Raw genomic sequence first — 21,013 nt, forward strand, 5'->3', positions numbered from 1 at the left:
CCGGCAGGGCCCTTGTGCGTGCTGAGGTGGACCGACCGCATCGGGCCCGGACGGTGCCACCGGCTCCGTGGCGACAGGACCCGGTGACGATTCCGCGTCAGCCCCTCACCACGGTCGTCATCGGGCGGGCTGTGGCGTGAGCCGGCTGGTCAGGAGGTGAGAGTCCAGCAGGGTGAGGTCGCCGGTGCGGGCGGCCTTCGCGTACGCCGTGAGCATGCGTTTGGTCAGGACGAGTGCCTCGGGGGAGCGCCGGGCGAGGGGTTTCGTCCAGGCGGCGACGACGTCGTCCAGCTGCTCGACCGGTGCCACCTTGTGGAGCAGCCCGAGCTGGTGGGCGGTGGCGGCGTCGAACACGTCGCAGGTGAGCATGAGTTCACGGATCCGCGCGGCGCCCGCCTCCCAGATCAGGCGACCCATGGCGCCGCCCCAGGCAGGTGCGAGACCGATGCCGACCTCCGGCATGCGGAACTGCGCGGTGTCCGCACCGGCACGGAGGTCGCAGTGCGCCGCCAGTGCGAGTCCGGCTCCGATGACCTTGCCGTGCAGGCGGGCGATGGTGACGGCGTGGGTGGACTCCAGGGCCTGGCACAGACGGTGGGCCTTGTCCGCGACGCGCCGCAGCGCCCCCGCGGTCGGGTCCGAGGCCAACGCCTCCTGGAATTCCCGGCGATCGGCTCCCAGGCAGAAGTCCTCGCCGGACGAGGAGAGCACCAGGACACGTATGTCCGGCCGTTCATGGAGGCTGTCGAGGACGTCGATGAGTTCGTCCAGGACGGCGGCGCTCAGCGTGTCGTCCTGGAGGAAGGGGTTGAGCCGGACGTGGAGGACGGGGCCGGTCTGCGTGACGTCGAGGGACGTGTGCGCGGACAGGGGGGCGGCGAGGGCGGGGGCGATCGAGGTGTTCATGCGAGGGCGACATCCAGGTTCAGCAGGCGCCGGAACGCGACGCGTGGGGCACGGGCGGGCCGGCGGGCGAGGGCGAGTCGGGGCAGGCGGGAGACGGTCCGGCGCAACAGGGTCTGGGCCTCCAGCCTGGCCAGCGGCGCTCCGAGGCAGTAGTGGATGCCCGCGCTGAACGCCAGGTGGGCGGGCCCCCGGTGGGGGTCGAACAGTTCGGGGCGGACGAAGCGGGCGGGGTCGCGCTGGGCGGCTCCCACCATCAGGTGGACCATCTCGCCCGCGCGCACCTCGACGTCCTCCAGGAGGCAGTCGGACGCGGCGATCCGGCTGATCACATGGGTCGGGGGGTCGTAGCGAAGTGCCTCCTCCACGAACGCCGGCACGAGGTCGGGCTGCTCGGTGAGCAGCTGCCATCTGCCGGGTTGTTCGACGAGGTGGAGCGTCATCGTGGACAGCAGGGTCGAGGTCGTCTCCAGGGCGGCCAGCAGGACGAACAGGGCGAGGAAGTAGACCGCCTCGTCCGCCTTGTCCTGGTCCGGTTCCATGGCGTCCCAGGTGCTGATCCACCGGGACACCGGGTCCTCGCCCGGATGGGCGCGCCGCTCGCGCACCAGGTCGAGGAAGTAGGCCCGCAGTTCGGCCATGGCGACGTCGGAGCGGGCCAACTGGCTGGCGGAGGGGAGCAGTTCCTGGGTGAACACCTGGTCGTGGGTCAGTTCGCGCAGGCGGGGCCAGTCCGCGCTCGGCAGTGCGAGCCAGTCGCCGACGGTGGCGACGGGCAGCTCCTCGCAGACCAGGGCGCCGAAGTCCGCCTCCCCGCCGTGCAGACGTTCGCGCACGCTGTCGAGGAGGCGGTCGACGATCTGGTTCACCCGGTGGCCGAGGCGGGTGATGGTGTGGCGGTCGAAGTTGCCCGCCGACCGGCGCACCCGGGTGTGCTCCGGCGGGTTGAGCGCGGGAAGGGTGCGGCTGATCTCCCGGGAGGAGGAGGCGCTCCAGCGGGTGCGTTCCCCCTGCCGTTCCCGCCAGCTCGTGTCCGGTTCGAGCCAGGCGCCGCTGCGCAGCACCTGGTCGCACGTGCCGAAGGTGGTGACGAGGAAACCGCCCCAGGGAGCGGGGCTGACTCCACCCCGGGCTCGGAGCTCTTCGTAGATCGGGAAGGGATCGGCCTGTCCTTCAGCCGTACGGAGGCGGGAGAACAGGGAGACGGTGGCCCGACGGTCGGCCGAGCTAGCCGTGGCAGTCCCCACGATGACGGCTCCTTTCTGAGGATCAGCCGCCATACGTACCCGTGGGGTGCTTGAAGCATCCAATAACACTGTGGTTTCTTATGGTTACTTACATCACTCGCCCCTCACCCATGCCCGGAAGCGGCTGAACATCCCGCCCTTGTGCTGGGTCGCCTCCTGGGCCGAGCGAGGCGCGGTCGTCTGCGGTGCGGCGGCGGACGGCTGAGGCGTCCGGCCGGGCGCCGAGGCCGTGGCCGCGGAGGCGGCCGCCGAGGGGACGGCGCGCGGCGTGAACCGGATCGGCACGGCCGTCAGGGAGCGGCTCCACGGCGCCGGTACCCAGGCGAGTTCCTTGAAGGGGACGCGCACCTCGATGTCCGGCAGGCGGTTGAGCAGGGACTCGACCGCCGTGGCCGCGATCATGAACGCCGGGTCCTTGGCCGGGCAGGCGTGAGGGCCGGCACCGAAGGCCAGGTGGGCCTTGGCGCTCAGCTGCTCGCGGTGCTCCGTCAGCTTCGGGTCGGTGTTGGCCGCCGCGAACGAGATCAGCACCGGGTCGTTGGCGCGCAGCGTCCTGCCACCGAGCTCGACGTCCTGAGTGGGGTAGTGCGCCGCGTAGTTGGCGATCGGCGCGTAGTTCCACAGCGTCTTCACGACCGCGTCCTCGATCGGGAGACCGGCAGGCCACTCCTCGCTGAGGTACAGGGCGCTGCTGGTGCCGATCGCGGCGGCCAGGGGCGCGGTTCCGCCGGACAGCAGGGTCACGAGCTGGTGCAGCACCTCCTCGTCCGTCAGCCGGGCGGAGTGCACCATCAGGCGGGTGGTGAGGTCCTCGCCCGGCTGGCGGCGCTTGAGGGCGATCAGTTCGGCGAGCGCGCCGCCCAGTACCTCGTCGGCCCCCGGGGCGCCCTGGAAGATTCCGGTGATTCCGGTGATGACACGGTCGCCGAGCTCGGGCGGACAGCCGAACAGGTCGCCGAAGACCAGCAGCGGCAGCGGCTGGGCGTAGGAGCTCATCAGCTCGGCCTCGCCGCCCGGGTCGGAGCTGAACCGGCTGATCAGGTAGTCGGCCGACTGCTGGACCAGGCGTACGAGCCGTACCTGGTCGACCGTGGCGAGACTGTCCGTGACCGCCTGCCGCAGCCGGGCGTGCGCCGCGCCGTCACTGAACAGGGCGTTGGGGCGGTAGCCCATCATGGGCAGCGCCGGGCTGTCGGCGGGGACGCGCCCCTCACCCAGCGCCTTCCAGCGGCGGGAGTCGCGCACGAACACGCCCGGGTTCTGCAGGATGTAGAGGCTCGCGTCGTAGCTCGTCACGAGCTCGACCTGGACACCCGGGGCGATGTCGACGGGGGCGCTGTGCCCCTGGGAGCGCAGTTCGGCGTAGTGGCGCTCGGGGTCGGAGCCGAACTCGGGTCCGTACAGCGGGGTGTTGCCGTGCGCGGGGCAACCGGCGGGTATGCCGGTCGGGTCGGACTGCTGGTGCATGCCGTGGCTCCTAGCCAAGTATGGACATGAGGTGCTTCACGAGGGTGATGAGGGAGTGCGCCGCCGAGTCCTGGCTGCGGACGTCGCAGTGGATGATGGGGGTCTCATCGGAGAGGTTGAGTGCCTCGCGTACCTCGTCGAGCGGGTAGTCGGGGGTCCCGTCGAAGCGGTTGACGCCGATGGCGTAGCCCAGGCCGAACTGCTCGACCAGGTCCAGGATGGGGAAGCTCTCGTGCAGTCGCTCGGGGTCCACCAGCACCAGCGCGCCCAGCGCGCCCCGGGACAGGCCTTCCCACATCTCCTTGAAGCGTTCCTGCCCCGGCGTACCGAAGAGGTAGAGGACGAGGGTGTCGCTGAGGGTCAGACGCCCGAAGTCCATGGCCACGGTGGTGGTCGTCTTGTCCGGAGTGCCCGACAGGTCGTCGAACCCCTCGCTGGCCTCGGTGATCTCCTCCTCGGTCTGGAGGGGTTCGATCTCGGAGATGCTTCCGATGAACGTGGTCTTCCCGACCCCGAAGTGGCCCATGACGAGGATCTTCACGGAACGGGAGACGGCTGGATCCAGATACACGCTTACGCTCCGAATCGTGTCTTCAGGCCGTCGAGCACGGCGGTGAGCAGTTCACGGTCGACACGTTCGGCCCGTGGCGCCGGGTTCCTCACGAAGATCAGGCCGTCCTCCGCCATCTGCGCCAGCAGGATGCGCACGATGCCGAGAGGCAGCCGCGTGTAGCCGGAGACCTCGGCCACGGACAGGAAGCCGTCGGCGATCAGGTCCATGACCGTACGGGCTTCCGGCGACAGGGTGCGAGCGGCGGCCGAGGCCCCTTCCTGGGCGGTGACGAGCGTGGTGTGCTCGTACTCGTGCTCCGCGGGCAGGCCACGCCCCTTCGCGATGACGAAGAGAGGGACTAAGGCCGACGTCAGCTCCAGTTCGCCGTCCGGTTGCTCAGGCATCGCCGGCCCTTCCTCCCTGCGGCACCTGCCGCGCCACCAGCGCAGGTATCGCGTCGCTGAGGCGCGTGGTGAACTCCTCGATGTCACAGTCGTGTTCGGCGGCGGCCGCCAGGAACGCGCCGGACCCGGCAGCGATCAGGAAGATCCAGCCGTGCCGGAACTCGATGACCGTCTGCCGCCACTCGTCGTCCCGCAGGCCGCCCGCGAACGGCGCCGTGGCGCGGCTGTAGGCGTGGATGCCGGTCATGGCCGCGGAGATGGTGTCCGCCAGGTCCCTGCCGATCCCGCTGCTCGCCCCCCGGGGCAGACCGTCGGCCCCGAGGAGCAGGGCGTGACGGGCGCCGCGCACGGAGGCGATCACCTTGTCCAGCTCGGCCAGGACGAATCCCGAACCGCCCGCCTCCTCGCGCCGCGTGGCGCCGCCGCCCCCCGCCAGGGCCGCGTCCGGGGCGCTCACCCGCGGCGCGGAGGTCAGGTTGTTGCCGAGCCGGGCGACCAGGCGGTTCATCCGGAACGAGATCTGCTGCATGTCGACGTCGGGCTCCGCGGCGGCGGCCAGATAGGCCCCCTGGCCCGCCCCGATCAGGAACACCCAACCGTGCGAGAACTCGACGATCGTCTGGTTCCACTGCCGGTCCTGCGACGGTCCGGCGAAGTGGGCGGTGGCCCGGCTGAGCGACTGCATGCCCGCCATCGCGGCGGAGATCGTGCGCACGTCCTTCTGGCTCAGACCGTCCGTCGCCCCGCGGGGAAGCCCGTCCGCGGACAGCACCACGGCGTGCCGCGCCCGGGGGACGTTGTCCACGATGTCCTGGACCATCCACGACATGTCGGTAGTTGTCATGCGTCTTCGGACCCTTCAGGCGTCGGGGCTTCGAGGTCACGGCCCGACAGCGTGCCGCGCTGGAATGCCCCCAACCCACCGCCGGAAGGGCGGGAGCCCCTCCTGGGCGTCTGCTCACCGCCGGAGGCGCTCCCGTCGGAGGGCACACTGGCGATGGGCGACTTACGGGCGCCACGCTTGGGCAGGCCGTGCATCGTACGCGCGGACTGCTCGCGGTTCTCACCGCGTCGAATGCTGCTCACCTGCGCCTCGGTGGCCGGCGGGGTGGTCTCCTCCATGGTCCACAACTCCTCGGGCAGCAGGACGACGGCCCGGACGCCGCCGTACCGGGAGACTCCGGTGACGTCGACCTTGAAGCCGTACTGACGAGCGATCAGACCGATGACGGGGAAGCCGAACTTCGGCTGCGTGCCCAGCTGGGACAACCGGGGGACGGCGTCGCCGGCGAGCAGCGCGGTCGCCTTCTGCCGGTCCTCGTCGCTCATGCTGACGCCGGCGTCGTCGATGACGATGCACAGGTTCTTCTGCACCCGCTGGAACGTCACCTCGATCGGCGCGTCCGCCTGCGAGAAGCTGGCGGCGTTGTCGAGCAGTTCGGCGACGGCCAGGGCGACCGGCGCGACGGCCGACGACTTCAGGGCGATGCCGCTCGGCTGCATGATCTCGACCCGGTGGAAGTTCCGGATCTGGCTCTGGGCGCTGCGGACGACGTCGTAGACGCTGGCGGGCTGGTTGCGCCGGCCGAGCGGCGCACCGCACATGACCGCGATGCCCTGGGCCTTGCGGGCCATCTGCGCGTTGGCGTGGGTGACCTCCATCAGATCGGACAGGACGGTGTGCCCGCCGTACTTGCGCTGGATCTCGTCCAACAGCACGGTCTGCTCGACCGCGAGGCTCTGCAGGAAGCGGGCGGCACCCTTGAGGACCGCCTTGGTGCTCTCCTCCGCGGCCTGCTCGGCCTCCTGGATCACACCGTCCTGCTCGCTCCGGACCTTCGCCAGCTCGTGCTGCACGCGGGTGAGTTCGGCCTCGGTGTAGTTCAGCCGCTGTCCCAGGGAGGCTTCGGACTCCCTCTTCCTCACCCCCAGCGCTCTGTTGCGAAGTACGAGAGCCACGACCGCGGCAAGTGCTGTCACCGCTATCGCAACCAGGCACCAAAGAAGCACGTCTTGAGTCATGGAAACCTTTCTCGGCGCATGGCAAGCAGGCGTCGACGGACCTCGCGAAGGTCCGCGACCCCGTCACACAGGACCACGTTGTCGCTGGTGCGGAAGAGCACCTCAGGTCGGCACCCGAACAAAGTGGATCAAGGTCGCAGACGGCGGAATGCTATCACCGTCAACTCGGCGCGCCGTCGCCGCGCCGGGCGTCTCCACAGGATCAACAAGGCCTCCCGCAACGGCGGTTGACGACGACGCACCTCCGCCCGCGCGCATGTCGCCTCTGCGACATGACGCCAAGACGACAGCCCGGTGACCTCGACGCGACCCCGCGACGGCGCGAATCATTCGTCGTCGGCGTTCGCCGACCCGCTCGTTCATGTCCAGCTATGTGAGGAGCTCCTTTGCCTGGCTCACCCATACGCGGCCGGAGGGTGCTGGCGCTCGGTGTCGCGCTGGCCCTGCTGCCGTCGCTCGGCGCGGTCACGGCCTCCGCGACCGGTTCCCCCGCGACCGGTTCCCCCGCGCCCGGTTCCGCGCTCCCGGCGGGCGTGACGGCCTCCGACGGCAGCGGCGTTCCGCGGACCGTCACACTGATCAACGGCGACAAGGTGACCGTGACCGGCGCCGGCGGGACGGCGGTCACCTCGCTGGAGGACGCACAGGGCCGGCCAGTGGCGGCGTACACCTTCACCCACGAGGGCGAGACCTTCGTGTACCCGCAGGAGGTGCTGCCGTACGTCTCGGCCGGTGTCCTCGACGAGGACCTGTTCAACGTCACACGCCTGCTCGCCGACGGTTACGACGACGCCCACAGCGACCACGTGCCGCTGATCGTCCGCTACGCCGACGCCACGCGCGCCCGAAGCGCCGCACCGCTGCCCCGGGGCGCCGTACGCGTCCGCACGCTGACCAGCGTCCAGGGCGCCGCGGTCGCGGAGAAGCACGGCGAGGCCGCGAAGTTCTGGGACGCGCTCACCGAGGACGTGAACAGCTCCGCCCTCCTGCGAAGCAGCACGCTGGGCGGGGCGGTGACGGCGAAGCGCGCCGCCCCCCCGCTGCTCGCCGGCGGCATCGAGCGCATCTGGCTGGACGGCAAGGTGAAGGCCGACCTGGCCGAATCGGTGGCGCAGATCGGCGCGCCCGAGGCATGGCGGAGCGGCAACACGGGCCAGGGCGTCGACGTGGCGGTGCTGGACACCGGCGTCGACGCCCAGCACCCGGACCTGGACGGGCAGGTCGCCGCCGCGACCAGCTTCGTCCCCGACGACGAATCCGCCGTCGACCGCCATGGCCACGGCACCCATGTGGCGTCGACCATCGCCGGTACGGGCGCCGCCTCGGCGGGCAAGGAGAAGGGTGTCGCCCCCGGTGCCCGGCTGCACGTCGGCAAGGTCCTCGACGACCAGGGCTCGGGTCAGTTCTCCTGGATCCTGGCCGGCATGGAGTGGGCGGCCCGGGACCAGCACGCCGCGGTCGTGAGCATGAGCCTGGGCGGCGACCCGAGCGACGGCACCGACCCCCTCAGCGAGGCCGTCGACACCCTCAGCGCCGAGACCGGCACCCTGTTCGCGATCGCCGCGGGCAACAGCGGCCCGCACGGATCGGTGAGCGCGCCCGCCGTCGCCGACGCGGCCCTGGCCGTGGGCGCCGTCGACTCCGCCGACCGGCTGGCCTCCTTCTCCAGCCGTGGCCCGCGCGTCGGGGACGGCGCGCTCAAGCCGGAGATCACGGGCCCCGGTGTCGACGTGCTGGCCGCCCGGTCGCAGCACGCGCCCGGTGAGGGCGCCTACACCACCATGAGCGGTACGTCCATGGCGACTCCGCACGTGGCGGGCGCCGCCGCGCTGGTCGCCGCCGCGCACCCGGCCTGGACGGGGCAGCAGATCAAGGACGCCCTGGTCAGCACCGCCAAGGCCACGCCCGCCCACTCGGCCTTCGACGCGGGCAACGGCCGGGTGGAGGCCGCCGCGGCGGCCCGGACCACCGTGCGCGCCACCGGTGTGGTCGACGCCTTGCAGGAGTGGCCGCCCGCGCCGGGCGCCCGCGTCGACCGTGAGGTGACGTACACCAACGACGGCGACACCCCCGTCACCTTCGACCTCTCGGTCGAGGCCTCAAAGGCCCCCGCGGGCATGTTCACGCTGTCTGCCCGGCAGGTGACGGTGCCCGCGCACGGGACCGCCACGGTCACCGTGACCGCGCGCCCGGACCGCGCCGAGGAGGGCATGCTCTACGACGCCCGTGTCGAGGCCTCCGCGGGCGGCTCCGTCCGGCTCGGCACGGCCTTCGGCTACGTCACCATGTACGAGCTGCACGACCTCACGATCAACGCGAAGGACCGCTCCGGCAAGCCCGTCACCGGCGAGTACTACGTCATGCTCCAGCAGGGCAAGCGACCCGGGATCACCCTCGGAGGAACGGTCGCCGGATCCACCACCGTGACCCTGTACGCCGGGCCCTGGTCGGTCGTCGCGGCGATCCCGGTGGAGGGTGCCCACGGCACGCACTCGCGTGGCCTGGCCCTGGTCGCCGACCCGGAGTTCCGGCTCGACGCGGACGGGACGTACACGTTCGACGCCTCCAGAACCCGGCAGGTCACGGCGGTCACACCGAAGGAGTCCGTCACCACCGACATGCGGGTGGACTACCGGCGCACGCTCGACGCCACCGGCACCCACAGCATGTCCCTGTACCCGTGGCCCCGCTACGACAGCGTCTGGGCCCTGCCCACGGGGGAGAAGGCCACCGAGGGCGAATTCACCGTCAGGACGCGCTGGCGCAACGAGCAGCCCCCGCTGAAGATCGCCTCCGGGCGGGAGTCCGTCGACGACATCCTCGTACGGCGCGGCGCCACCCCTGTGCGCAAGGGCACGAGCCGGCTCGACGCGGTGTACGCCGGACAGGGCGCGGCAACCGACTACGAGGGCCTGCGCGTTCGCGGGAAGGCCGCCGTCGTCGTGCGCAACGACGCGGTGCCCGCGCAGGAACAGGTGGCCGCGGCCGCCGCGGCCGGAGCGGAACTGCTCCTCGTCGTCAACGACGGCGAGGGACGGCTCGACCCCCGCACCGAGGCCACCCCGCCGCTGACCGTCGTCACCGTCGGCAAGGACCAGGGCGACCGACTGATCCGCCTCGCCTCCGCGCGCGGCGGGACCTCGCTGAAGGTGTTCTCCCACCCCACCACCGAGTACCTCTACGACCTGGCGAACGCCTGGGACGGCGCGGTGCCCGCGGACACGGTCCACCGGCCGGGCCCCAAGGACCTGGCGAGGATCGACGTCGCGTTCAAGAACTACCGGCAGGGCGACGCCCGCGAGTACCGCTACGACGTCTGGCCCGACGACACCACCGCCCGCCTCGGCACCGAACTCCCGCTCCCGGCACGGGGAGTGCGCACCGACTGGGTCTCCACCGGCTCCGGCGTGCAGTGGGCGCAGGCCGCCACCGTCCTCGGCGAGGTCAGGATCCTGGCCCCGCCGCGCGGGTACAAGGGCGGCACCGCCACGAAGGACCAGTGGTTCGCCCCCGTCAGCAGGCCGCGGATCACCGGCGCCCTGCCCGACGCCTTCGCCTTCCGGCAGGACGACTGGCTGGCCGTCGACGTCCCCGCCTGGGGCGACGCCGGCACCCGCCGCGTGGGCTACCCGATCACGCCGGACGCGCAGGCGAAGGCCTCGCTCTACCGGGGTGACACCCTGCTCGCCGGCATGAACGGCTCTTTCGTGATCGCCGACGGGCTCGCGCCGCAACGGCAGTCGTACCGGTACGTGCTGGAGACCGCCCGCGGCAAGTGGGCCAACCCGTACAGCACCCGGACCCGGACGGAATGGGGCTTCACCTCCGCCGCCGGTGCCCGGTACCAGGGCCTGGCCCTGCCGTTGATCCAGCTCGACTACGGGGTCGAGACGGACGGGGACGGAAGGGCGCGCCGCGACGCGGGCCTGACGGTCACCGCGACCCACCCGACGTCGTCCGACCCGGAGCAGGAGCTGCCGCCCACGTCGGCCATCGGCAAGGTCGCGGTGGAGCTCTCCTACGACGACGGCAGGACCTGGCTCAAGGCCGAGGTCACCGCGTCCGGCGGAGGCTGGCGCACCACGCTCGACGCCCCGCGGAAGGCCTCCTACGTCACCGTCCGGGCCACGGCCGCCGACGACCGGGGCAACACCGTCCACCAGACCGTCACGAGGGCCTTCGGCCTGAGGTGACGGACGAAGACGCTGCCGCCCACCGTCGAGGTGGGCGGCAGCGCCGCGTGCGGTGACCGTCGGACGGTCACGCACCCGTCAGGAGGAGCGGACCACTCCAGGAGCGATGTCCTCGGTGAACCCCTCGTCGTCGGGGGCCGTGAACTTGTCCGCCTTGGCGACGGCGGTGCCGCAGAAGGCGGCCTCCAGCGTGCCGCCGAGGATGGTGTTCACCGTCCCGTTGTTGGAGGTGTTCGCCATGGACGTCATGCTGCGCTTGCCGTCCGCCGTGGTGAAGGCGTACGTGTAGTAGCCCTGGACGGTGCCCGTGTGGCCGTAGACCGTCACGCCGCAGGAGAGCTTGCGGCCCCGCAGACCGAGCCCGTACGACTGGGTGCCGTCCGCGTTGACCGGCACCGTGCTCATCATCTCCCGCAGCTGCGCCTCGGGCAGCAGCTTGCCGGAGACGAGGGCGGAGAAGAACCTGTTGAGATCGGCCGAGTTGGAGATGACCGCGCCCGCCGACTGCGCCCACGACACCGTCTGCTCGGTGGAGTCGACCAGCGGCAGCGTGGTGTCGTCCTGGCGCAGGTAGCCGCGGGCGTAGGAACCGGACAGCGTGGTGCTCGGGTGCACGTAGGAGGTGTTCCTCAGGCCCAGCGGCCCGAAGATGCGCTGTTGGTAGTGGGTGGCCATCGGCACGCCGGTGACGTGCTCGACGAGCCGGCCCAGCACCACGAAGTTGGTGTTGGAGTAGCTGTAGGCGGCTCCCGGCTCGTTGTTCACCTTGTGGGCCGTCGACAGGTCGATCAGCTCCTGGTAGGTGAACACCTTGTTCCGTACGGACTCGAAGCCTGGAACGGTGTAGTAGAACATGTCGTTGGTGTAGTCCCACAGGCCGCTGCGGTGACTGAGCAGGTGCCGCACGGTGATGCGGTCGTCCGGCAGCGCCTTCGGGAGGTAGCTGTTCGCCGAGGCGTCGAGGTCGACACGGCCCTCCGCGACGAGCTGCATGAGCACCACCGTGGTGAAGCTCTTGCTCACGCTGCCGACCCGGAAACGACGGTCGGCGTCCATCGCGGTGCGGGCGGCGGTGTCCGCCTGCCCCGACGAGATGCGGTAACTGGAGTTGCCCGAGTCGATGCGGGTGAGGGCGCCGGGCGCCCCCGCCGACATGGCCTGCTGCTGCACCTTGAGGACCGAGGTGACGGAGGGGTGGGGGAGGGTGGAGGTGGCTGCGCCGGCCGGGGAGGCGGCCAGCGCAGCCAGCACGGTGGATCCGGCGAGCACGACGCTCACGTACTTGATGCGCATCCGAGACTTTCTGGTACGGGATCAGGTCGACGCCGCCCGGTCCGGGGCGACGCTGGAGGCATCGTAATACTGTGACAAGGTGTTGAACGTGCCCGGGCTGGTCACACCGTCTCACACTCCCTGGGCGTCCCGGTCGGTCCGGACCGGGGTCTACTCGTGTCCGACGGAGCGGCTCGCGGTCGCCGTGTTCAGGTGGGACTGGGAGTCACGCTCGGCCGGCAGCGGTCCCGAGACGGTGAAGTAGCGCCGGCCGGCGACGAGCAGCTCCTCCGCGGGGAACTTCGTGATCACCTCGCACCCTTCCGCCGTCACCACCAGTTCCTCCTCGATCCGGGCCGCCCCCCAGCCGTCCTTCGACGGCCAGTACGTCTCCAGCGCGAACACCATGCCCTCCTCGATCACCTCGGGGTGCTCCATGGAGACCAGCCGGGAGAAGACCGGCTTCTCCCAGATCGACAGCCCGACGCCATGGCCGTACTGCAGGGCGAAGGCCGCCTCCTCGTCGGGGAAGCCGAACTCCTGCGCCGTGGGCCAGACCGACACGATGTCGGCCGTCGTGGCTCCCGGGCGGACCAGGCTGATCGCTTCGTCCATATACTCACGGCACCGTGTGTACGCGTCCCGCTGGGCCGAGGAGGCGCTGCCGACGGCGAAGGTGCGGTAGTAGCAGGTGCGATAGCCGTTGTAGCTGTGCAGGATGTCGAAGAACGCGGGGTCCCCGGGGCGCACGATGCGGTCGGAGAAGACGTGCGGGTGCGGTGCGCACCGCTCGCCGGAGATGGCGTTGACGCCCTCGACGAACTCCGAGCCGAGGTCGTACAGGGTCTTGGCGACCACCCCCACGCACTCGTTCTCCCGCACGCCCGGCCGCAGGAACTCGTAGAGGTTCTCGTAGGCGGCGTCGACCATCGAGCAGGCATGGGTGAGCAGGTGGATCTCGTCACGCGTCTTGACGCGGCGGGCCTCCAGGAACACCTGCTGGCCGTCCACCACGGTGATGCCCGCGTTCTGGAGGGCCATCAGGACCGGGAGTTCGACGACGTCGACGCCGAGCGGCTCGTTCTGGAGCCCGTAGAGTTCGAGCTCCCGCTTCACCTTGCGGGCGACGGAGTCGGCCATCCCCACCAGCGGGTTGATGGCGCCGCGCAGCGTCGAGATGCCGGCCCGGGCGCCACTCGGATTGCGGGCGTCGGCCCCGTGGTGGGCGCCGTGCGGATCGCCGTCCGAGTGCGCCGCCGAGTAGTCCAGCCAGGGGTTGTACAGCTGGTGGTGCCTGGCGGCCGAACCGAAGTCCCAGACGATCGGCTCACCGCCCCTGACCAGCAGGGAGAACCGGATCATCTTGTCGATCGCCCAGGTGCCGATGTGGGTCGAGGTCATGTAACGGATGTTGGAGAAGTCGAAGGCCAGGACGGCGCCGACCTCGGACTGCTCCAACGACTCGCGGAGGCGGGCCAGCCGCTCCTCGCGGAGCCGGTTCATGTCGACGCGGGTCTCCCAGTCGACCGCGTTCGGCCCGAATGTCGGAAGCGCCATCACAACTCCTTGCCAGGGGGAAATTCTGCGGGTGGTGGAACGGGACTGCTCGCGTGCCGACTGCACGGGGCAGGACGCGGGAGCGTCGCGGATCACTGGATGCGCGGGTGTCGCCGGCCCGCGGGGCGGGCCGCGGCCTATCAGGTCTGCCGCACGAAGGTCACCTGGACGGGGCTGCCGGTCCGCGCGGCTCCCGCGCCCGCGACCGAACGGTCCTGACACACCCGGAGCCGGCGGGGGTGACCGTCCACGGAGCCGAGGTAGCAGCCCGGCGCGGGTCGGGCGAACCGCGCGGAGATCAGCAGACGCCCCCCGTCGCCGACGACCGCCGGCAGGGCGAGGGCGGATCCCAGCAGTTCACCGGCCGACGCCACGTCGCCCTCGGAGATCAGCCGGCGGATGCGGGTCGACGAGATCGGCTCGCCGGCCGATCCCCGCGTGACGAGCGGGACGACCCGGGTGCTCAGTTCGGGATACCTCTCGAAGGTTCCTGCTGTCCCGGCGCCCCGGGCGCCGAACCGAAAACCCTGGCCGACGCTGACGAACCGCGCGCCGAGCTGCTCGACGACGACCCGCTCGACGAACTCCTCGGCCGTGACCCGGGACCAGGTGTGGTCGAACGGCACGATCGCCACCTGCCGGATCCCCAGGGAACGGAGCTTGTGCAGTTTCTGCCGGCGATCGCTCAGCAGGCTCGGCGCACGGCCCGGGTCGAGAACCTGCCTCGGGTGCGGATCGAACGTGAGGACCGTGTCGCACCCGTCGAGGACCTGACGGTGGCCCAGGTGCACGCCGTCGAACGCCCCGATCGCGACCTTCGCGACCTTCGCGACCTTCGCGGACGACGGGGCGCTGCCGACGCGTACGCCGCCACCGGCGCTCCGCTTCTCGCCCGGTACTTCGAGACCGAGGACCTCCATCACTCACCTCCTTCCTCCTCGGAGCAGGTTCGGTGCCGGCCAGTGTGATCCCCGTGCCGTTAGCCGGGGAGAAAGCGCCGCGCGGCGCTCACAGCAGGATGCGCAGCGGTTCCTCCAGCACCTCGACGAACGCCCTCATCCACTCGGCAGCGGTCGCACCGTCCACGGACCGGTGGTCGACGGCGAGGGTCGTGCGCAGGACGGAGGCGACGGTGACCGCACCGTCCTCGACGACCGCCTCCTGGCGCACCGCGCCGACGGCGAGAATCGCGGCCTGGGGCGGGTTGATGATCGCCGCGAAGTCCTCGGTGCCGTACATGCCGAGGTTGGTGATCGTGATGGTGCCGCCCTCCAGTTCGTCCTGCCGGAGCCGGCGTTCCTTCGCGCGGTCGATCAGGTCCCTGGTCGAGGTGGCGACACCGCTCACCGACAGCGAGTCGACGCCCCGGACCACCGGGGTGACCAATCCGCCGTCGGTGGCGACGGCCACGGCGACGTCGACGTCCGAGAAGTGCCGGACGGAGGTGTCGTTCCACTGCACGTTCATCGCCGGGACGGTCGCATGGGCGCACGCGATCGCCTTGACGAGCAGGTCGTTGATCGACACGCGCGCGACCCGGCCGGCGTTGATCTGCCGCCGCAGGGCGAGCAACGCGTCGACGCGCGCACCGCCGCGAAGATAGAAGTGCGGGGTGTTCTGCTTGCTCTCCGTGAGCCTGCGGGCGATGGCGCCCCGCATCCGGCTGTTGGGCACGTCCACGAACCGGGCGGCAGCCGTGGTGGCCGGCGTGTTCCGGACCTCCGCCGGGGTGCCCGGCGACGAGGCCTCCTCGTGCTGAGCGGGCCTCGCGAGGGCCGCCTCGATGTCCGCCCGGCGGATGCGGCCACGCGGGCCGGTCCCCACCACCGCGTTCAGGTCGACGCCGGACTCACGCGCGAGACGTCGTGCCAGCGGACTCGCGAAGACCCGCTCGCCGCCCCCGTCCCGTGCCGGGTCGACGGACGCGGAGGCGACGGGCGCGGAGGCGACGGGCATGGCGGCGGCGGGCGCGGCGGCGGCGTGGGTGGCGGCGCCGTCCGCAGGTGTCTGCGGTGCCGGCGCGGGTGAAGCCGGGGCGGCCACCGGCGCCGCGCCGCCGCCCAGCGTCGCCACGAGTGCGTCCACCTCCGACGACGACTCGCCCGGCTTTCCCCAGGCGGCGATCGGCGCGCCCACGGCCACCGTCGCGCCCGCCTCCACCAGCAGGCGCAGGAGGGCCCCGTCGCTCTCGGCCTCGACCTCGACGACGGCCTTCTCGGTCTCGACCGTGACGATCGGGTCGCCCGCCGCGTAGGGGGTGTTCACCTCGACGTTCCAGGAGACCAGCACCGCCTCCGTGGTGTTGGCCGCCACCTCGGGCATCCGCAGGAGCTCAGCCATTGTTCTGCCCCCGCGAGAACTCGCACAGCTTGGCGGCGACTTCCTCCGTGGAGGCGAACGCGGCGCGTTCCAGCACCTTGCTGATGCTCGGCGACGCCTCGCCGCCCGTCACCCGCTCGATCGGGGCGTCCAGCCAGTCGAAGAGCCGGCGCTGTATCTCGTCCGCGAGCCAGCCGCCGTAGGAGGTGCCGACGGCGCCCTGCTCGGCGATGAGCACCTGGTTGGTCTTGCGCACCGACCGGCCGATGGTGTCCCAGTCCAGGCTGGCCCGGTCCAGCCAGCGCAGATCGATGACCTCGGCGTCCACACCGGTCTCCGCGACGGCGGCCAGCACGGCCGGGGTCATGGCGAGATAGCTCAGGATCGTCAGGGCCGCGCCCTCGCGTCGTACGGCGGCCTTGCCCACGGGCAGGTAGTGGTCGTAGCCGTCGGGCAGGCCGGGGCCGGTCGCGTTGTACAGGTCGACGTGTTCGAGCACCACGACCGGGTCGTCGCAGGCCAGGGCCGTGTTCATGAGGCCGACGTAGTCGAACGGCGTCGACGGGGCGACGATGCGCCAGCCGGGTGCCGTCGCGAAGACGCCGGCCGGGTCCATCGAATGCTGTGACCCGTACCCGGTGCCCATGGCGATCTTGCTGCGCAGGACGAACGGCACCGTGCCCTCACCGCCGAACATGTGGCGCGCCTTGCCGATCTGGTTGAACAACTGGTCCGCGGCCACCCACATGAAGTCGGCGTACATGAACTCGACGACCGGGCGGAAGCGGCCGTCCAGCGCCATTCCGCCGCCGAGGCCGGCGAACGCGTTCTCCGAGATGGGAGTCCCGAGCACCCGGTCGGGATGGGCCTCGCTCAGACCGCGAGTGGCCCCGTTGGTCCCGCCGTTGAGCTTGTGCACGTCCTCGCCCATCACCACGACGCGAGGATCGGTGGCGAGCCGGCGGCCCAGCACGCCGGCGACGGCCCCGACGAACTTGACGTCGGTCAGGTCGTCGGCGAAGTCCTCGGTGTCGGTGAAGTCGATCCCGGCCAGCTCCGACAGGTCGCCACGGACGCCCTCGTCGACGAACGCCGGGTCCGGCCACTCCGAGGGCACGATGCGCCGCTCACCCGGCTTGCCGCCCGGCCGCGGTTCGAGCAGGACGTCGCCGAGTCCGGACATCAGGGTCCTGGCGCGTTCGATCGTCTCCGCGACGGCCTTCTTGGTGAGGATCCTGCGGCGCACCAGGTGCCGCGCCACGGTGTCGATCGGGTCGCGGGCGCGCCACTCGGCCTCCTCCTCCTTGGTGCGGTACCGGAACGCGGAGCCCGGGAACGGACCGTTCTGGTGGAAGTAGCGGTACACGTCGGCCTCGATCATCGTCGGACCGGCGCCGCCGCGCATGTGCTCAAGGGCCCGCTGCGTCACGAGGTGCACGGCCAGCGGATCCATGCCGTCGACCTTCCAGCTCCGGATGCCGAAGCCCGGACCGCGGCCGGACAGCCGGGGCTCGGCGGTGACTTCGCGGACATGGGTGGAGACGGCGTACAGGTTGTTCTCGACGAAGAAGCACACGGGCAGCGACCAGGCCGCGGCGAGATTGAGGGTCTCCAGAGTGGATCCGATGTTGATCGCGCCGTCGCCGAAGAACGTGAAGGTCACCGCGTCGGTGCCGGCCTTCTTGTGGGCCCAGGCGGACCCGGCGGCGAGCGGCACGCCGCCGCCGACGATCGCGTTGGTCCCGATGGCGCCCGCCTCGTGCCACTGCAGGTGCATGCTGCCGCCCCGGCCGTGGCTGAAGCCCTGGTCCAGCCCGCAGATCTCGCGGAGCGTGCGCAGGAGCACGGCCCGGACGTCCTCGGGGAACGGCTTCGTCGGGTCGATGCCCTTCGGGTGCAGATGGGCGAGCACCTTGGCCAGGAACTGGTGATGGCCGCGGTGCGAGCCGTTCACGGTGTCGTGCGAGGTCAGGGTGTAGCACGCGCCGACCGCGCCGCCCTCCTGGCCGATGCTGGAGTGCGCGGGGCCGTGGATCAGCCCGTCGGCGGCGAGTTCGAGGACGTACTCCTCGAAGGTCCGGATCAGCACCAGTTGGCTGAACATGCCCGTCAACAGGTCCGCGGGCGCGGCGTCCCAGTCGTCCCGGGTGGCGACGAACTCCGACCACGCGGCCTTTGCTTCAAGTGTGTGTTCCACGGGCATCGCTAGCCCCCTCCAGTCGAACGAAGTGCACCGACCCTGCCACAGGATTGGATCCAATAACAAGATGTCACTCGACTTTTGACGGTGACAGGGTCACCATGGAGGCACTTTGGATCCAAAGGAGGTAGGTCATGGCTCTCCCCGGCCTCAGGCGACTCGATCACATCGGCTTCACGGTGCCGGACCTGGAGCAGGCGCACGACTGGCTCGTGGACGTCCTGGGGTGCGAGTACATGTACTCGGTGGGCCCCTTCAGCTCGGCGGAGGACTGGATGTCCGAGCATCTGAACGTCGACCCGCGCACGGTGCTGCGCCAACTGCGCTTCTACCGGTGCGGGGGCCAGGCCGTGTTCGAGGTCTTCGCGTACGAGGCGGAGGGGCGGCGCACGGTCGTCCCGCGCAACAGCGACGTCGGCGGCCACCATGTCGCGCTGTACGTCGAGGACCTGGACGAGGCGGTCGCGTACCTCAGGGCGCGGGGCGTGCCGGTGCTGGGGGAGCCGACCGTCAGCTCGGGACCGTCCCGGGGGCAGCGGTGGGTCTACTTCCTCTCACCATGGGGAATGCACTTCGAGCTGGTGTCCTATCCTGACGGCAAGGCCTACGACCGCGACCCGTCGGAGTTTCAGAGGTGACTGTCCTTGAGTCCTGCGCACGCCCGTGATCCGCGTGGGGCGGACAGTGTCAGGAGTCAGCACATCGCCGGCATCCTCCGCGACGAGATCCTCGCCGGCGATCTGACACCCGGCACGTGGCTGCGCCAGGACGAACTCGCGGCCCGCCTCGGCACCAGCAGGATCCCGGTGCGCGAGGCGCTGCGGATCCTGGAGTCCGAGGGCCTCACCGAGTCGTTCCCCAACCGTGGCGCGCGGGTTCCGGTGCTGAGCGTCGACGACGTGAACACCTACTACCGGATGCGCGAGCGGCTGGAGCCGCTGACGCTGACCGAGAGCCTCGCGCACCTCACCGACGACCACGTGGCACGTCTGGAACGCATCCAGGACGAGATCGAGGGCCAGAGCGACATCAGCCGGTTCCTGGTGCTGGACCGCGACTTCCACATGACGTCCTATTCGGGCTGTCCCAGCGGCCATCTGCTGGCCATGACGGAGCGGCTGTGGAACTCGACCCAGCACTACCGGCGCGCGTTCATGGTGCTCGCCGAACCCGACCGGGCGGCGATCGTCAACGCCGAACACCGGCTGATCCTCGACGCCGTGCGCCGGCGCGACCCGGAGGACTGCGAGCGGTACCTCGCGGGGCACATCCGCCGCACCAGGGTCGAACTCACCGCCCATCCGGAGCTCTTCGTCGACGGTGACGGCAACGGCTCCTGAAATGGATCCAATGAGCCCCTGACAGAGGCTCATCGTCCCCCAAGAGCTCTGGTGCACGCGCGATGCGGTGCCTACGATGGATCCAATCCCCCCTCATCGGTGCCACGTCACGAGGAGAGCCCTGTGCCCATCGCCACCATCAATCCCGCAACCGGTGTGCTCGTCGAGGAGTTCACCCCCCTCACGAAGGAAGAGGTCGAGGAGCGACTGACCCGAGCGGAGGCCGCGGCCGCGGCGCTGCGGGCCACCGACTTCGGTACCCGGGCGCGCTGGATGCGCGCGGCAGCCGACCTCGTCGAGGCCGAGGCCTCCCACACGGCGCGCCGGCTCACGATCGAGATGGGCAAGCCGATCACGCAGGCCCGCGCGGAGGTCCTCAAGTGCGCGCAGGCGATGCGGTTCTACGCCGAGAACGCCGAGAGCATGCTCGCCGACCAGCGCCTGGCCGACCCGGGCACCGTCAAGGCCTCGCTCGCCTACACCACCTACCAGCCCCTCGGCGTGGTACTGGCCGTGATGCCGTGGAACTACCCGATGTGGCAGGTGATCCGCTTCGCGGCGCCCGCGCTGATGGCCGGCAACGTCGGCCTGCTCAAGCACGCTTCGAACGTGCCGCAGACCGCGTTGTACCTCGACACGCTCTTCGAGCGGGTGGGCTTCCCGGCCGGGTCCTTCCAGTCCCTCCTCATCGGGGCGGCGGACGTCGAGACGGTCCTGCGGGACCGGCGCGTCACCGCCGTGACGCTGACGGGTTCCGAGCCCGCAGGCCGGTCGGTGGCGGCCGTCGCGGGCTCCGAGGTGAAGAAGTTCGTGCTGGAGCTGGGCGGATCCGACCCGTTCATCGTGTTGCCGTCCGCCGACGTCGCCGCCGCCGCCCGCACCGCCGTGACCGCGCGCACGGTCAACAACGGCCAGTCCTGCATCGCGGCCAAGCGGTTCATCGTCCACACGGAGGTGTACGAGGAGTTCGTCGAGGCCTTCGTCGCGGGCACGCAGGCGCTGACCGTCGGTGATCCGCTCGACGAGGAGACCGAGGTCGGCCCGATCGCGACGGAGTCGGGTCGGCGCGAACTCCTCGACCTGGTCGACGACGCGGTCGCCGAGGGAGCCGTTCTGCGGTGCGGCGGGTCGGCGGTCGGTACCGAGGGGTGGTTCTTCGCGCCGGCGGTCCTGGAGCAGGTCACCGCGACGATGCGGGTGCACCGTGAGGAGGCCTTCGGGCCGCTGGCCGTCGTCTACCGCGTCGACGACGTGGAGGAGGCCGTGGCGCTCGCCAACGACACCACCTTCGGGCTCAGCTCGTCGGTGTGGACCACCGACCCCGACGAGGAGCGGCTTGTGATCAGCCGTCTCGAAGCGGGTGCAGTCTTCGTCAACGGCATGAGCATCTCCTACCCTGAACTGCCCTTCGGTGGCGTGAAGGACTCCGGCGTCGGCCGCGAACTCGCGGCGGAAGGCATCCGGGAGTTCTGCAACCTCAAGACGGTCTGGAAGAGCTGAGGGCAAGCGCACGCGGAGGGGGCGTCACACGGCATG

At 70.9% G+C, this 21,013-nt stretch carries 16 protein-coding genes; 4 read left to right on the plus strand and 12 right to left on the minus strand.

Features of this window, described 5'->3' with window-relative positions:
- Positions 1 to 117: 117 nt before the first annotated feature.
- Genes ACZ7LV_RS02470 through ACZ7LV_RS02500 form a run of 7 tightly spaced genes read right to left on the minus strand, consistent with a single transcriptional unit; the run spans position 118 to position 6,596 of the window.
- Positions 118 to 906, minus strand: coding sequence for an enoyl-CoA hydratase/isomerase family protein (locus ACZ7LV_RS02470; protein ID WP_471934932.1), 789 nt, complete (start codon positions 904 to 906; stop codon positions 118 to 120).
- A complete protein-coding gene (locus tag ACZ7LV_RS02475; protein WP_471934933.1) occupies positions 903 to 2,183 on the minus strand; it encodes a cytochrome P450 in 1,281 nt (426 codons plus the stop codon). The genes ACZ7LV_RS02470 and ACZ7LV_RS02475 overlap by 4 nt, the downstream gene beginning before the upstream one ends.
- A 60-nt stretch (positions 2,184 to 2,243) precedes the next feature.
- Positions 2,244 to 3,617, minus strand: coding sequence for a cytochrome P450 family protein (locus tag ACZ7LV_RS02480; RefSeq protein WP_471934934.1), 1,374 nt, complete (start codon positions 3,615 to 3,617; stop codon positions 2,244 to 2,246).
- A 10-nt stretch (positions 3,618 to 3,627) separates the two neighbouring features.
- Positions 3,628 to 4,188, minus strand: a complete 561-nt coding sequence (locus ACZ7LV_RS02485) for a GTP-binding protein (RefSeq protein WP_471934935.1) — start codon at positions 4,186 to 4,188, stop codon at positions 3,628 to 3,630.
- 2 nt (positions 4,189 to 4,190) lie between these two features.
- Positions 4,191 to 4,574, minus strand: a complete 384-nt coding sequence (locus ACZ7LV_RS02490) for a DUF742 domain-containing protein (RefSeq protein WP_471934936.1) — start codon at positions 4,572 to 4,574, stop codon at positions 4,191 to 4,193.
- Positions 4,567 to 5,394 carry a roadblock/LC7 domain-containing protein gene (locus ACZ7LV_RS02495; protein WP_471936073.1) on the minus strand — a complete coding sequence of 276 codons (828 nt, stop codon included), beginning with the start codon at positions 5,392 to 5,394 and terminating at the stop codon, positions 4,567 to 4,569. Before ACZ7LV_RS02495 ends, ACZ7LV_RS02490 begins: the two co-directional genes overlap by 8 nt.
- A 20-nt stretch (positions 5,395 to 5,414) precedes the next feature.
- Positions 5,415 to 6,596 carry an ATP-binding protein gene (locus ACZ7LV_RS02500; RefSeq protein ID WP_471934937.1) on the minus strand — a complete coding sequence of 394 codons (1,182 nt, stop codon included), beginning with the start codon at positions 6,594 to 6,596 and terminating at the stop codon, positions 5,415 to 5,417.
- Between the two features lie 386 nt (positions 6,597 to 6,982).
- On the opposite strand from ACZ7LV_RS02500, the gene ACZ7LV_RS02505 reads away from it, so the two are divergent.
- Positions 6,983 to 10,789: a S8 family serine peptidase gene (locus ACZ7LV_RS02505; protein ID WP_471934938.1), complete on the plus strand. Its 3,807-nt coding sequence runs from the start codon at positions 6,983 to 6,985 to the stop codon at positions 10,787 to 10,789.
- Between the two features lie 78 nt (positions 10,790 to 10,867).
- On the opposite strand, the gene ACZ7LV_RS02510 is transcribed toward ACZ7LV_RS02505, so the two are convergent.
- From ACZ7LV_RS02510 to ACZ7LV_RS02530, 5 genes are all read right to left on the minus strand, one after another.
- Positions 10,868 to 12,082, minus strand: a complete 1,215-nt coding sequence (locus ACZ7LV_RS02510) for a serine hydrolase domain-containing protein (RefSeq protein ID WP_471934939.1) — start codon at positions 12,080 to 12,082, stop codon at positions 10,868 to 10,870.
- A 150-nt stretch (positions 12,083 to 12,232) separates the two neighbouring features.
- A complete protein-coding gene (locus ACZ7LV_RS02515; protein WP_471934940.1) occupies positions 12,233 to 13,618 on the minus strand; it encodes a M24 family metallopeptidase in 1,386 nt (461 codons plus the stop codon).
- 140 nt (positions 13,619 to 13,758) lie between these two features.
- The gene (locus ACZ7LV_RS02520) at positions 13,759 to 14,538 is read right to left on the minus strand and encodes an FAD synthetase family protein (RefSeq protein WP_471934941.1); all 780 of its coding nucleotides are present in this window, start codon (positions 14,536 to 14,538) and stop codon (positions 13,759 to 13,761) included.
- A gap of 88 nt (positions 14,539 to 14,626) precedes the next feature.
- On the minus strand, positions 14,627 to 15,958 hold the full coding sequence (locus tag ACZ7LV_RS02525; protein ID WP_471934942.1) for a dihydrolipoamide acetyltransferase family protein: 1,332 nt from the start codon (positions 15,956 to 15,958) through the stop codon (positions 14,627 to 14,629).
- Positions 15,951 to 18,140: an alpha-ketoacid dehydrogenase subunit alpha/beta gene (locus ACZ7LV_RS02530; protein ID WP_471934943.1), complete on the minus strand. Its 2,190-nt coding sequence runs from the start codon at positions 18,138 to 18,140 to the stop codon at positions 15,951 to 15,953. The genes ACZ7LV_RS02525 and ACZ7LV_RS02530 overlap by 8 nt, the downstream gene beginning before the upstream one ends.
- Positions 18,141 to 18,271: 131 nt before the next feature.
- Between ACZ7LV_RS02530 and ACZ7LV_RS02535 the strand changes: the two genes are divergently transcribed.
- The 3 genes from ACZ7LV_RS02535 (at position 18,272) to ACZ7LV_RS02545 (ending at position 20,977) form a co-directional block, all read left to right on the plus strand.
- Positions 18,272 to 18,775, plus strand: a complete 504-nt coding sequence (locus tag ACZ7LV_RS02535) for a VOC family protein (protein WP_471934944.1) — start codon at positions 18,272 to 18,274, stop codon at positions 18,773 to 18,775.
- Between the two features lie 6 nt (positions 18,776 to 18,781).
- Positions 18,782 to 19,477: a GntR family transcriptional regulator gene (locus tag ACZ7LV_RS02540; protein ID WP_471934945.1), complete on the plus strand. Its 696-nt coding sequence runs from the start codon at positions 18,782 to 18,784 to the stop codon at positions 19,475 to 19,477.
- 123 nt (positions 19,478 to 19,600) lie between these two features.
- On the plus strand, positions 19,601 to 20,977 hold the full coding sequence (locus ACZ7LV_RS02545; RefSeq protein WP_471934946.1) for an NADP-dependent succinic semialdehyde dehydrogenase: 1,377 nt from the start codon (positions 19,601 to 19,603) through the stop codon (positions 20,975 to 20,977).
- Positions 20,978 to 21,013: the final 36 nt, after the last annotated feature.

Source organism: Streptomyces sp. NPDC107562 (assembly GCF_055657325.1).